9 protein-coding genes and 1 tRNA gene are annotated in these 13,157 nt (G+C 72.6%); 2 read left to right on the forward strand and 8 right to left on the reverse strand.

What is annotated here, in order from left to right:
- Positions 1-18: 18 nt before the first annotated feature.
- The gene (locus tag ACIQD6_RS17905) at positions 19-207 is read left to right on the forward strand and encodes a DUF5703 family protein (protein ID WP_030354641.1); all 189 of its coding nucleotides are present in this window, start codon (positions 19-21) and stop codon (positions 205-207) included.
- A gap of 115 nt (positions 208-322) precedes the next feature.
- On the opposite strand, the gene ACIQD6_RS17910 is transcribed toward ACIQD6_RS17905, so the two are convergent.
- From ACIQD6_RS17910 to ACIQD6_RS17920, 3 genes are all read right to left on the reverse strand, one after another.
- A complete protein-coding gene (locus ACIQD6_RS17910; protein ID WP_401883553.1) occupies positions 323-1,195 on the reverse strand; it encodes a chaplin in 873 nt (290 codons plus the stop codon).
- Between the two features lie 139 nt (positions 1,196-1,334).
- Complete coding sequence (gene chpH / locus ACIQD6_RS17915) at positions 1,335-1,568, reverse strand: chaplin ChpH (protein ID WP_401883555.1); 234 nt, start codon at positions 1,566-1,568, stop codon at positions 1,335-1,337.
- A 183-nt stretch (positions 1,569-1,751) separates the two neighbouring features.
- Entirely contained in the window at positions 1,752-3,077 is a 1,326-nt protein-coding gene (locus ACIQD6_RS17920; RefSeq protein WP_401883557.1) for a M20/M25/M40 family metallo-hydrolase, read from the reverse strand.
- A 210-nt stretch (positions 3,078-3,287) separates the two neighbouring features.
- Here ACIQD6_RS17920 and ACIQD6_RS17925 point away from each other — a divergent pair.
- Positions 3,288-3,372, forward strand: a tRNA-Leu gene (locus ACIQD6_RS17925).
- A gap of 91 nt (positions 3,373-3,463) precedes the next feature.
- On the opposite strand, the gene ACIQD6_RS17930 is transcribed toward ACIQD6_RS17925, so the two are convergent.
- The 5 genes from ACIQD6_RS17930 to ACIQD6_RS17950 all read right to left on the reverse strand — a co-directional run bounded on the left by ACIQD6_RS17930 (position 3,464) and on the right by ACIQD6_RS17950 (position 12,970).
- A complete protein-coding gene (locus ACIQD6_RS17930) occupies positions 3,464-4,336 on the reverse strand; it encodes a DMT family transporter (RefSeq protein WP_401883558.1) in 873 nt (290 codons plus the stop codon).
- 129 nt (positions 4,337-4,465) lie between these two features.
- On the reverse strand, positions 4,466-5,878 hold the full coding sequence (locus tag ACIQD6_RS17935) for a TIGR02679 family protein (RefSeq protein WP_401883560.1): 1,413 nt from the start codon (positions 5,876-5,878) through the stop codon (positions 4,466-4,468).
- Positions 5,869-10,095 (reverse strand): TIGR02680 family protein, encoded by a 4,227-nt coding sequence (locus ACIQD6_RS17940; protein ID WP_401883562.1) that lies wholly within the window; start codon positions 10,093-10,095, stop codon positions 5,869-5,871. Before ACIQD6_RS17940 ends, ACIQD6_RS17935 begins: the two co-directional genes overlap by 10 nt.
- Positions 10,092-11,378, reverse strand: coding sequence for a TIGR02678 family protein (locus tag ACIQD6_RS17945; RefSeq protein ID WP_401883564.1), 1,287 nt, complete (start codon positions 11,376-11,378; stop codon positions 10,092-10,094). Before ACIQD6_RS17945 ends, ACIQD6_RS17940 begins: the two co-directional genes overlap by 4 nt.
- Positions 11,375-12,970 carry a TIGR02677 family protein gene (locus ACIQD6_RS17950; RefSeq protein ID WP_401883566.1) on the reverse strand — a complete coding sequence of 532 codons (1,596 nt, stop codon included), beginning with the start codon at positions 12,968-12,970 and terminating at the stop codon, positions 11,375-11,377. The genes ACIQD6_RS17945 and ACIQD6_RS17950 overlap by 4 nt, the downstream gene beginning before the upstream one ends.
- Between the last annotated feature and the right edge of the window lie 187 nt (positions 12,971-13,157).

Consider the following 13,157-nt stretch of genomic DNA (forward strand, 5'->3'; position numbering starts at 1 on the left):
GCCCGCACAATAGATGCGATGCCGGAATACGAATTTGTCGACGTGTACGTGCCGCGCGGGGTTTCCCGCAAGGAAGCGGCGCGTCTGCTGACCGACCACGCCGAGTACGGACACTGGGAATTGGACCGCCTGAGCCTGCACCGGGACGGCAGCCGCAGGGTGCGACTGCGCCGGCGCATCATCCGTCAAGTGCGCGCCACCTGGTGAGTACGGCGGAACGGTGAATACGGCGGAACGGGCCCCGCTGCTGCGAGGCCCGCCCCTGTCCGTACGTACCGGACCTGTCCGTGTGGCCCGTCCGGCCCGTTCCGTGTGTGTCCGACTACGCGGCGGAGCGGGCGCGGCGGTAGAGGATGCTGCCCGCGAGCAGCATTCCGGCGCCCACCGGGATCACCGTACCGAGCGAACCGGCACCGGTCTGAGCGAGTTCCTCGGCGCCCTTGGGGCTCGCGACGTTCTGCGCCTCAGGAGTGTTCGCGGCGTGCGAGGCGGGCGGGACCGTCCGGTCGGACGGGTGTCCCGGCTTGCCCGGTGTTCCCGGCGTACCGGGTGTGCCCGGCGTACCAGGTGTTCCGGGTGTGCCCGGCTCTCCGGGATTACCGGGATTGCCGGGCTCTCCCGGAGTACCGGGCTGCTGCGGCTTGCCGGGCGGGGTTCCGGGTGTCCCGTTCTCGCAGTCGTTGCCGAAGGTCGGGTTGAGCAGGCCCACGACATCGACGCTGTTCCCGCAGACGTTCACGGGCACGTCGACCGGCACCTCGACCACGTTGCCGGACCCGACACCGGGTGAGCCGTGCGCGCTGCCCCCGGCGTGGGATCCGCCGGGCGGTGCGGTGTGCGCTCCGCCGCCATAACCGCCGCCGTCGGCGGCGCCACCGCCGTAACCGCCGTGCGCGCCACCGCCCGGAGGTGTGGAGTGCGCACCGCCGCCGTGGCCGGGGCGCGCCGTGCCCGACGCGTTGACGCACTTGTTGCCGAACGCCGGATTGAGCACTCCGACCACATCGACGGTGTTCCCGCACACATTGACCGGGGCGTGCACCGGCACCTGGACGTTGTTCCCGGACAGCACGCCCGGAGAATTCGCCGCGGTGGCACTCGCTCCCGAGTCCGCGTGCGCGTAACCACCGCTGAGCGCGAGCACGCCGCCCGCGGCCGCCACGGTGATCAGGCCTTTTCGCGTGACCTGTCTCATAGCTTCGATCCCTGCCTTCTGCCTTTCCGGACTGCCCACGGACTTCGGTGCCGGGGACAGGATGCCCAGCGGCCCCGGAGTGCATGGCGCGCACTCCGGGGCCGGCCGGGCTCAGACCCTCGCGGGCCGAGCTCCAACGTCAGCTGTTGACGCAGGTGTTGCCGAAGGCGGGGTTCAGCAGCCCGATCACGTTGATGGTGTTGCCGCACACGTTCACCGGCACGTGGACCGGAACCTGGACCACGTTGCCCGAGAGCACGCCGGGAGAACCGATGGCGGCACCCTGGGCACCCGCGTCGGCGACGGCCATGCCCGCACCCGCGAGCACCAGACCACCGGTGATAGCCGCAGCAGCGACGACCTTCTTGATCATTTTTCCTCCTCGTTACTGATACGCGGACCCAACCGCGGACCGCATATCTGTAACGAGGAGGGGCTAATCGGGCTACGAGCCTATGGTCGGATTCACTCTTCTCAGTCCGGTGCGCACAGGCAGTCGATTACGGGTGGCCAGGAAGCCGTCCGGTCAGCTGTGCCGGTCAGCCGTGGTCGCCGGTCAGCTGTGGTCGATGAGCCGGTCCAGCACACGTACACCGAACTTCAGGCCGTCCACCGGCACCCGCTCGTCCACGCCGTGGAACATCCCGGCGAAGTCCAGCTCCGGCGGCAGCTTCAGCGGCGCGAACCCGAAGCCGCGGATCCCGAGGTCGTCGAACGACTTGGCGTCCGTGCCGCCCGACAGCATGTACGGAACGGCCCGCGCGATCGGGTCCTCCGCCGAGAGCGCGGTCTGCATGGCGTCCACCAGCTTCCCGTCGAAGCTGGTCTCCAGGGCCTTGTCGCCGTGCACGTCCTCGCGCCTGACCCGCGGGCCGAGGATCCGGTCGAGGTCGGCCAGGAACTCCTCCTCGTGTCCGGGCAGGAAGCGGCCGTCGACATGGGCGGTGGCCTGACCGGGGATCACATTCACCTTGTAGCCGGCGCCGAGCATGGTGGGGGCGGCGGAGTTGCGCAGGGTGGCGCCGATCATCTTCGCGATGCCGCCGAGCTTGGCGAGCGTGGCCTCCATGTCCTCCGGGTCCAGCGGGGTGCCCAGCGCGTCGGACAGCTCGTCCAGGAAGGACCGTACGGTCTTGGTCACCCGCACCGGCCACTGGTGACGGCCGAGCCGTCCCACCGCCTCGCACAGCTCGGTGATGGCGTTGTCGTTGTTGGTCATCGAGCCGTGCCCGGCGGTGCCGTCGACGGTCAGGCGCATCCAGTGCATGCCCTTCTGCGCCGTCTCGACCAGATACAGCCGCAGGTTCTCGTTGACGGTGAAGGAGAAGCCGCCGACCTCGCTGATCGCCTCCGTGACGCCCTCGAAGAGGCCGGGGTGGTTGTCGACGAGATACCGCGCGCCGTAGGTGCCGCCCGCCTCCTCGTCGGCCAGGAAGGCCAGCACGATGTCGCGCGGGGGCTTGCGCCCGCTGCGCATCCGGTCGCGTACGACCGCGAGGGTCATCGCGTCCATGTCCTTCATGTCGACCGCGCCGCGGCCCCAGACACAGCCGTCGGCGATCTCGCCCGAGAACGGGTGGTGCTGCCAGTCGTCGGCATTGGCCGGGACGACATCGGTGTGGCCGTGGATGAGCAGAGCGGGCCTGGAGGGATCCTCGCCCTCGATCCGGGCGACGGTGGAGGCGCGGCCCTTGTGGGACTCGAAGATCTTCGGTTCGAGCCCCACCTCCGCGAGCTTCTCCGCGACGTACTCGGCGGCGGCCCGCTCCCCGGGGCCCGAGTGGTCGCCGTAGTTGCTGGTGTCGATCCGGATCAGGTCACGGCAGAGGTCGACGACCTCGTCCTGACCCGAGACGGCCCTGCCCGCGTTCGGTTCGCTCACAGTGCTCACTCCCACGGTCGTTGCTGGTGTTCCTTGCTGGGTGGTCCTCCACATACTCCCGCGACCCGTCCTCGCACCCCAAGGCCGGGCCCGTCTCCCGTACGGCATGTCATACGCCTGTCATACGGAACGGGGTGTGATCGGGCACCGGCGAATGTTTGCTATGGTTTTCCACGTCGGAACGGCCAAGGGCCACACGACAGACACCTGGTCCGGGTGGCGGAATGGCAGACGCGCTAGCTTGAGGTGCTAGTGCCCTTTATCGGGCGTGGGGGTTCAAGTCCCCCCTCGGACACATCAGCAGATCGACCCCATGAGGCCGGCCGATGCGACGCGAAGTCGCTTCGACCGGCTTCTTCGTTGTGCCGGGCGTCCGCTGACCGCGGTCAGCGGACGCGTCGGGGCGGCGGCGGTTTCCCCCCGGCCAGCGGGGAGCGGGCCAGGTCCACGCAGCCCGCCGTGATCAGGGCGACGGCGGCGAGCTCGGGCAGCAGCCACCAGCCGGTCCGTACGTTCTCGCCGAACAGGGTCACGCCGTACGTGATGCTGATCAGCGCGTCGCCGAGGGTGAGCATCGGCTGCGAGGCGGCCAACGAGCCCGCCTGGAGGGCGTTCTGCAGCAGGAACAGCGCTCCCACCCCGGCGACACCGGTGGCGTAGAGCTGCCAGGAGGAGAAGAGCGCCGCCGCGCCGCCGCCGTGGTCGAGGGGGGCCACGGCGTCCTTCATCAGCGCGGCGGTCAGCGCGTAGGCGCAGGCGGCCGCGAGTCCGAACAGCGCCGCTCGCGCGTTGCCCCGCAGCCGCAGCGACCAGAGGATCACGATGGCCTCGAAGACCCCGGTGAGGATCAGCGCCGGGATCCACGCGAGCCCCTGCACGCTCTGGCTGCCGCCCCCGGGCGCGGCGGCGGCCATCCCCAGAGCGAGTCCGCAGGTCACCGCCGCCACGCCGACCCAGATAGAGCGGGGCAGCGCGGCCCGGAAGACATATCCGGCGATCAGCAGGGTCGCGGGCAGCTCGATGACGAAGATCGGCTGCACCACGGCGATCGGCCCGGTGGCGAGCGCCACCGCCTGACACACCGCCGCCACCATCACCAGCCCGATCCCGGCCAGCCACACCCTCTGCCGCAGCAGTTGCCGGATCAGTGCGAGATGCATGGCCTTGGAGTCGGGAACGGTGGCCGCGGCACGGCGCTGGAACACCGCGCCGGAGGCGTTGCTGATCGCGGTCAGGATGGCGAACAGGACACTGATCACCGAACCATCATGCGCGTGACCAGCACCGGAACCCGACTCATACCGCCGCGCCCGCCACCCGGCAGCCAAATGCCCTACCCCAAACCAATCCGGCCCTCGTCGTACCACTGACTCGTACAGGAATGCCCGTCACGTGGGCAGTCCGGTACGGAACCGGCTCGCCGGCTCGGCCAGGTCGCGCAGCAGGTCGTCCAGGACCGACTCCTCTTCGACGCGCACGCCCAGTTCGGCGAGAGCCCCGGGAAGGGCGGAGTCCCAGGGGGCATCGGCCGGTATTCCCGTCAGCCGTGGGGCATGCGGGGTGCGGGCGGCCGCCGCGCGGTAGTCGGTGGCGGTGTAGCGCCAGGGCTGCCAGGGGACGTGGCGCAGCAGTGTGGCGGCGATACGCAGGCCGCCCCAGTCGAAGTCGCCGTGGTGGAACAGCGTCGCGCCGTGGGCGTGCAAGTGGTCGAGCAGCACGAGCGCGGCTGCCGACGGCTGGCCCTGGAGGCAGACCAGTGCGGGGGCCCGGGGGCCGTAGGCGTCGGCCGCGGCGGAGAGTACGGCCGGGTTCTCGCAGGTCCGGACGGCGAGGGGAGCGGCCGTCGCGGCCGGAGGGTGATGGGTGAGCTGGCGGAGTGTGAGGACTGCCGGTTCGCCGGTCTGCGCCGACCAGTCCAGGGCGGGGGTTCCGCGGAGGTTGAGGGTGAGGACGGTCGAGGAGAGGTCGTCCTTGAGCAGGCCCGCCGATGCCCACGCCCCGCGTCGCCACCGGGCTCCCGTACCGTCCGGGAAGCCGGTCAGCGCGCGGACGCCCGACAGGACGACGGTGGCGAGTGGTGTGCCGTCGTCCAGGGCGTGTGCGCCGTCTGCCGTACGGGCGGCGAAGGCGGGGAGGGAAGCGGCCGGATCGGCGGGCAGTGCGTGGAGTACGGCCGCGGCCCGGGTGAGGAGGGCGTGGGCCGCTTCGGGGGTGCGGGCGAGGCGGCGTACGACACCGTCCGAACGCAACCGCGAGATCCAGTCGGCGAGTTGGGGATGGCGCGGGAGGAGGGCGTCGAGCGGGGTGTACGCCTCCCGCCAGGCGTGTGCCAGGCCGTCACGCATCTCGCGCAGGGGCACCACCGGTCCCGTCAGGGCGAGCACGGCGGCCTGAAGTCCGTCGGGGCTGATTCCGGAGCGGCGCAGCATGTCGTCCACCGCTCCGAGCCGCACCGTCAGCGAGCGGCCGGAGCCCGGGGCCCGGCCCAGCAGTCGTTCGGCCGCCGCCCGCTGGGCCTCGCTCGGGTCGGTGAGGGTGAGGGTGGTGGTGAGCGGGGCTTCGCGTTCCAACCGCCGTCTTACCCGCTCCACCAGCCAGGCCATCTCCGGGCCGCCGAGCAGTCGCTTCAGGCGTGGGCGGTCGATCTCCTCGGTGGCATGTCCGCTCTCGTACGCTGACGGGGATTCGCGTGCCTCGGGGCTCACGCGCTCGTCAGGAGTCTCGTACGCCCCTGGGGCCTCGTACGCCCCTGGGTCCTCGTGCACCTGTGAGTCCTCGTACGCCTCAGGGGTCACGTCCACAGGGACTCCTGCCCCGCTTCGGCCGTGTTGTCCGACAGGGACTCCTGTGCGGCACGGCCCTGTGCCGGGAGCACCGGCGCGACGGCGGCGGTTCCGGCTTCGGTTCCAGTTCCGGTTCCGGTTCCGGCTTCCGGCGGGACGGCGCTGCCCCTCTCCGGTTCCGCACCCCGGGTGCGGTGCGCGCCGTCCCACTCCCAGCGGGTGACCAGGACCGCCGCCACCTCGTCGATCCGGGACAGCTGGGCGATCGCGATGCCGGGCACCTGCGGATAGCACGCCCACTCGCGCTCGCTCGTCATCACCACGTCCAGGTCGAAGGCGTGCAGCAGACCGAGGCACTTCGCGCGCGAGTCGTCGTCCACCCCCGCGAACGCCTCGTCCAGGGTGACCAGGCGCGGGGCGTGCGGGCTGGCGGCGGTGGCGTAGTGCGAGGACGCCGCCGCGAAGAGCGGGACCGACACCGCGAGCACCCGCTCGCCGCCGGACGCCGGACCGGTCGCCGGGACCCAGTGGCCGTGCTGGTGGCGCTCGATACCGAACTCGTGCCAGGACCGGTAGTCGAGCGCGGCCGTCAGATGCTCCAGCCGGCTTCCCGTGCCGTCGTCGCTCTGCTGCCGCGCGATCTGCGCCTGGAGGAACTCGCCGACCGACGACCGGTCGTCGGGCGACCAGGCGTCCGACGACTGCCGCAGCCGCTCCCGCGCCTGCGCGAGTCCGGCGGGCGCCTTGCGGGACGCCCGCCACACCAGCCGCAGCCGCATGCCGGTGGAAGTGGGACGCTCCTCCAGTTCCGCGTTCATCGCCCGTACCTGCCGCTCGGCGGTACCGATCAGCTCCTGGAGGGTCCCCGCGACCTCGGTGAGCAGGTGCGTCTCCAGGATCTCCCGCTCGTGCGCGGACAGGATCCGCTGCAACTCGCCCACCTCGGCGGCGAGGGCCTCGGCAAGCTCCGGGACGGCCCGCTCGTGTCCCTGGTAGACGATGTCGACGACCATGCCTTCCTCGACCATCCGGGCGGACGCGGTGTGCCCGTGCCGCGACAGCGCGTCCTGGAGCTTCTTGTACTCCTCGCTCAGGTGGCGCTGAATGCGCTCCCAGGCGCCGTCCGAGTCGTCCACGGCGGCCAGTTCGGACTCGATCTGCCGGGCCAGGGCGACGGCCGGGGTCGCCGCCCACGGGTCACCGTCCAAAGGCGGTACGGTCACCTCCGGCAGCGCGACCGTGAGCAGTCCCGTCGCCGCGAAGCGCCGCAGGACGGCGATCGCTTCCGTGCGGGCCGCCGCCGCGTCCCTGACATCCTTCTCCAGCTGTTCGATACGGCCCTCGGCACGGCTCGCCGCGCGGTCCGCCTCGGTGTGCGCCCCGTCGGTCCGCCGGCGCTCCTCCCGGCAGGCGCGCAGCGCCCGCGCCGTCGCGGCCAGTCGCCGCTCCAGCTCCGCGACGGCCGCTCCGACCGTGGAACGCAGCGTGGTGTGGCGGGCGTCGGCGGCGGCAGCGGCGTGCGCCGCCGCCTCGGCGCGTACGGCGAACTCCTCGACGCGGGCCGCGGCGGCCGTGGCCTCCGCCCGTTCCTCGGCCACGGCCCGGACCGCGTCGGCGCGTTCCCGCACGGCGGGCCAGAGGGAGGCGAGGACGAGCAGGTAGTCGGCCAGGCCCGTGCGTACCGCGGTGAGTCCGGCACGGTCCGCGGGCAGCCCCACGGCCGCGGCGGTGCTGGTCAGTTCGGTGGTGGCCGCGTCGGACACCCCGGTCGCCCGGGTCAGCTCCGATGCTCGTTCGTCGCGCCGGGCGCGGGCCCGCCGGGCCGTGTCGTGGGCCGCGGTGGCCAGCGCGTGCGCCTGCCGCAGCGTGGCGTCGTCCGGTACGGCGGCCAGTTCGGCGTCCAGCATCTCGCGGCGAGCCGAGACAGTGTCGTACTGCGCCGCCGTTTCCGCCAGCTCGGCTTCAACGGAGGCAAGTTCCGCGCGCAGGCCCGCGATCCGTGTCCTGCGGGCCTCCTCGCGGGCGCCCTCGCCGACATATTCCGCCGTGGGCTTGGCCCAGCTGCCGGCCAGCGCGCCGATACGGAACCGGCCGTCCAGGGCCACCCACGTGGCATCGTCATGCCAGGCGGCATGACCCGCGACAGCGGGCTCCGGCGCGCCGAGGCCGATGGCGTCCAGCAGCCGCCCCACCGCTTCCTCGTCGAGCGCCGCCGCCCCGGCGTCCCCGTGGTCGACCGAGGGGCGCAGCGCCCGGGCCAGCGATGCCCCGGCGACCGGGCCGCCGGGCACCAGCAGGACGTCGTGGCTGTCCGCGGCCAGCACCGCACCGTCCGGCCGTACCCAGGCGTCCAGCAGCCCTGACGCCTCCAACGCCGCCTCCAGACCGCACCGTTCGGCGGCGGACAGGTGCTCGTGGAAGTCGACGGCCCGCCACAAGGGGGCGCCGGGAGCCCCGTCCCGCACGCCCGGCGTGCGCGTGTGCGGGGCCTCGGGACCGCGCTGTCCGCCCGATTCGAGCGCCGCCAGCTCTCCTCGCGTCCGCGCCCGGCGCTCGGTCAGGTCCGACCGCCGCCGTGTCACGGCGGCCGCCCGGTCGGCCAGGGCCCCCGCCAGGGCGCGGTGCGCCTCCCCGGCCTCGGCCCGCGCCGGGTAGGGCCCGGACAGCCTCGGGGCCCAGTCCTGCAACCGGTCCAGCAGCCCGATCGGGTCGGGGAGAGCCAACTCCACGCAGGAACCGAGGTGTTCGCGTACGAGATCCAGGAGGTGGGCGCCGGCGTCGGACGCCGCGCGGTCGGCCTCGGCCCGGAGCTCGTCGGTGTGGCCGACGTCCGCCTCCGCCTCGTCGAGGCGTCGTGCGGCGGCGATCCGGTCCGCCGCCGCCTGTTCCGCGTGGGCCGCGAGCTCCTCCACGTGCTCGACGGTCCGGCGCCTGCGGGCGGCCGATTCCTCGGCGGCGCGCCGGAGTTCGGGCACCGGTGCGCCATCGGTCCGCAGTTCGCCGTCCAGCCGGGCCGCGCGGGCCGCCGCCGTACCGCGTTCGACGGTCTCGGCCACCGCTTCCTCCGCGGCGCGCAGCCGGTTCCCGGCGGTGGCGAGGCGGCCCGCCGCCCTGGTGTGCGCCTGCGCGGACTGTTCCCGGTCGGCCGCGGCGCGCGTCAACTCCTGTTCGGTGCGCGAGGCGTCGTCCGCCGCCTGCTCCAGTTCGCGCGCGCTGCGCATCTCCGGTCCCGCGCGCAGTGCCGAGTCCTCGGCACCCAGCCGCGCGCCGGCCTCCTCCAGCTCCACGATCCGCTCGGCGGCCACGTCCCGGTCCCGTTCGGCGTCCGCCCGCTCGTTCTGCGCCGCCGACAGATCGCGCTGGAGGTTTTCGTAGCGCGCGTGTTCGCTGCGCGGCAGCCGCGCCCTGCGGCGTGAGGCGACCCGTGCGTACCGCCGGTAGTGGTCCAGGAACGCGGTGGCGGCCCGCTCGGCCTCGGTGGCCGCCCGCAGCTCGTCCTTCTCCTCGTCCAGCGACCGGAACGCCTCCGCCACATCCGCGATCACCGCCTGGTCCATCGGCGGCAGCGCCTCCGTCAACGCCTTCGACAGGGCCGCCTCGTTGGGCCGCTTCGACAGCTGGGGCTGACGCAGCTGGATCAGCAGGTCCACCAGCGCCGCGTAGCGCTGCTCTCCCAGACCGAACAGTGCCTCGTCGACGGCCCTGCGATACGCCCTGGCCTGGTCGTACACGATGCCGCGCCCGGCGACCGCCTCCGCGAGACGGTCCCGGGACAGAGCGGTGCCGGTGGCGTCGAGCAGGTTCAGTTCCGTACCGACGCGCTGATCGGTGACGGCGTACCAGTGCCGGGCGATACCGCGTCCCGCGACCGCCTTCAGTCCGCAGGCGAGGGTACGGAAATGAGGCTGTCCCGTGGTCTCGTCGACGCGGCCGAACTCGACCCAGGTGTAGCCGAGCCGCTCGGAGTGCGGATGCGCGCCGCCGAGCAGGAGATTCCACTCCATCCGCTTGTGCGGGTCCCCGTCGGGCTCGACGCGGCGCGCCGAGAGATCGCCGTCCAGGAGGAAGGGCAGGGTGAGGGCGAGAACCTTGGACTTGCCGGTGCCGTTGTTGCCACGCAGCAGCAGCCGCCCGTCGCGGAACCAGAACTCCTCGGCGTCGTAGTGGAAGAGGTCGATCAGTCCGATGCGCAGCGGCTGCCAGCGGCCGCGCGCCGGGGCGGGGAGGGCGGTCACTTCTTCTTCGCCTTTCGGGTGGTGGCTGCTCGGGTGGTCGCCGCCGGCGCGTTGGCGCCTCGCGTGCCGGCCGTACTCGTGGTGACCGTCCCCGCTTCGAGTGCGACGGTGTCCCCCACGGCGTAGCGGGCAAGGGCCGGGCGCGGGACGACCCCCTCGGGGGTACGCGTCACCAGACCGAGGGCGGCGAGTTTCGCCACCGCCCGCTCGGCCAACTCCGGTTCCAGGCCCGGCTCTCGGGCCGACTTCGACCAGTACCCGCCGTGTTCCCGGGCGAGTTCGCGTACCCGCGCGTGGAGCTCGTCCGGGCCGACCGGCCCCTCGGCCGCGGCCAAGTGCTCGGCGAGCAGCAGGGTGATGTGTCCGTGCGTGCCCTGCTCGGGCATGCGGACGTCGGTGAGTTCGTCGAACGGGTCGACCATGGCGATGCCTTCGGCGCGTACCTCCGCGACCAGTCCGGTCAGTTCACCGATACGGGCGACGATGAAGGCGCGCTGCCGCGTCAGATAGGCCAGTTCGGCGTCGGACAGCTCGTCGTAGTAGAGGACCGGGTCGTCGAGCAGCCGACGCGTCAGCCGGTGTCTGATGGCCCGGAATCGCAGTTCGTCGCTCTCCAGCGCCGTCTCGGCCGCCAGTTCGGTGATCCGCTCCTCGAAGGCCGCCGCCGTCACGAGTGAGGGGCCCCGGCGGGTGGCGAGCAGCCCGGCCAGCACCCGGCGCTCCACGTCGTACAGCGCGTCGCCCGCGCCGCTGACGTACGCGTCCTCGTCGCCGGCGACCCGGCGCAGCACCCCGAGCCGCAGCAGCAGCCGGACCACCACCGCGAGATCGAGACGCTCCTCCCGGCGCTCCAGGGTGAACTCGACTCCTGCCTCGACCAGTCGGGGGTCGGAAGCGTCCATCACCACCTGCTCGGCCAGCCGCCCGAGCGCGATCTGCGCCTCGCCTCGCTCCAGGGCCGCGAGAGCGAGACAGAGCAGGACGTAGCGGCGCCGGGTGAAGGGGGCGGCGGCGCGGGACGCCTCGCGTGCGGGGTGGGTGGCATCCGACGGGTTACCGGGCGTCTTGCGCAGTCGGACGGCCTCCGTGTCGGCCTGGAGGGACCAGCCGGTGTTCCGGTCGAACCAGTCGCGCAACTCCGCGGCGTGCTGTCGCACCAGCCGGAACTCGTCGGCGTGCGCCCCGTGGGCGAGCAGCAGCGGCTCCTTGAGCAGGGCTCTTGCGGCTTGCCGCAGTTCGGCGGCGCGCTGCCCTTCCAGTACTTCGGTCAGCGGCGTGGTCATCCCGGTTCCTCCGTCAGGTCGGCCGGCGGTTCCTCCGTCAGGTCCTGCGGCAGGTCCTCCGTCAGGTCCACGATGCGCACCGTGTGGTCAGGGCCGCGGAAGACTCCGCCCGGTGTACGGACTTCGGCGACCGCGGTCCCCGGCAGCGCGGTGAGCCGGATCTCCATCGTGCCGTCGTTGCTGGTGGCGACGGTGTGCCTCATGCCGGGCCGCCAGGTGGCCAGGGCGTCCCCGAGCAGCTGGAGGAACAGGCCGAAGGCGAGCGGGTCGAGTTCGCCGAGCGACGACAGCCGCACATCGCCCCGGGTCGCCAGCCGGGCGCGGGCCGCCGCCGTCTCCGACGCCTGCTTCGCGGCGTACTCGGCGAGCTGTCGCCTGCCCGCGGACCTGTCCTCCACCCGGCGTGTCTTGCCACGCCGCTCGTAACTGCCGGTGCGGCGTAGCTGGGGGCTGATCCGCAGCGGTTCGGCCTCGGCCCACGCGGTGTTCGCGGGAACGGGCCCGGCCGCGCGGGCGGCGAGCGTATCGGCGTCGACCGTGAGGTGGCGGGAGGGGTAGAGACCGAACGCGGTACGCCACAGCCGGTGCCGTGCCTCGTCGTCCGGGGCCTCGGCGAACCAGCGGGCGAGGGTGCGGAAGTCGGCGGAGCGGTCCGAGCGCCCGGAGCGCCGTTCGTTGAGGGCCCGTACGACGGCGAGGAGCTGTGGGATCGCGCCGAGCGCCCTTCCTCGGAGCAGTCTGGCCTGCGACTCCCGGCCGTCGGCCGACAGAAACCAGGATTCGAGGCCCGACCAGCGCGCGGCCCACCGCTGGTAGGCCTCCTCCTCGGCCCGCGCCGACTCGTCCGGCGACGCGTCGGCGGCTTCCCGGGCGGCGGCCAGCCGCAACAGCGGTACGACGCGTTCCTGAAGATCCAGGATCAGCTGGGCGATCCGGCCGCCGAGGGTGATCAGGTCCTGGATGAACCGCTCCAGGTACTGGATGAGGCGGTCCTTGTAGGCGAGGAACACCTCGACCTCGACGCCGTGCAGGTCGATGGTGCGCTGCAACGAACCCATGAAGGCGCGCGCGTTCTCCGCGAGGGCCGCGAATCGGCTGGTCAGCTGGTCGAGCGCGAGATGGCTCCGCGCCGGGTCGGGGTTCTCCTCGGCCGTCAGCACCAGGAGCGCCCGCAGCTGCGTGATGATGTCGCGCAGCGCGACCGCCTGGAGCGCGCCCCGCCTGCCGAGCGCGTCGTCGTACGAGGTGAGGGCTTCCTCGGTGGCTTCACCGGCCTGCGTGAGCTGGTAGATGAACCGTTTGCGGTAGAAGTCCTCGACCGCCGTGACGCGCGCCGTGTCCGGATCGGCCCGCAGGTTGCCCCACTTGACCAGGGAGTCGAGCTTGCTGACGACGGTGTCGGGATCGGCGGGCCGGCCGGTCTGCGGCAGTGCGGCGTGCACGTCCTCGGGCCGCAGATGCACCACGAACCGTTCCTTCGCGGCCAGGAACACACCCATCACCTGGCGGTAGAGGGCCCAGTCGCGCGCGGTGAGGTACGCGAAGGGGGCGTACACGGTCCTGACGGGGTCGGTGGGCGAGGTCGATGTCATCGCCGGTCATTCTCCTCGTGTGCTCCCCGCAGCACCAAAACGGCGATCGGGTGTGCTCCGTATCGTGCGGCCCCGGCGCCGTACCCCGGTACACTCGCCGCCCTGGCACCCCCACCGACCGTGCGGCGACAGGGGTTCGGCTACTCCGCGGCCCCGGCGCCCCGCGGGCGACGAAAGACACGCGACA

It is taken from the genome of Streptomyces sp. NPDC088400 (assembly GCF_044753355.1).
Classification (GTDB): Bacteria; Actinomycetota; Actinomycetes; order Streptomycetales; family Streptomycetaceae; genus Streptomyces.

Bases quoted from the DNA above. Each gene is read 5' to 3' on its own strand.
- ACIQD6_RS17910 (WP_401883553.1), bottom strand. From the start codon at position 1,195: ATGAGACAGGTCACGCGAAAAGGCCTGATCACCGTGGCGGCCGCGGGC.
- chpH (WP_401883555.1), bottom strand. From the start codon at position 1,568: ATGATCAAGAAGGTCGTCGCTGCTGCGGCTATCACCGGTGGTCTGGTG.
- ACIQD6_RS17945 (WP_401883564.1), bottom strand. From the start codon at position 11,378: ATGACCACGCCGCTGACCGAAGTACTGGAAGGGCAGCGCGCCGCCGAA.
- ACIQD6_RS17905 (WP_030354641.1), top strand. From the start codon at position 19: ATGCCGGAATACGAATTTGTCGACGTGTACGTGCCGCGCGGGGTTTCC.
- ACIQD6_RS17950 (WP_401883566.1), bottom strand. From the start codon at position 12,970: ATGACATCGACCTCGCCCACCGACCCCGTCAGGACCGTGTACGCCCCC.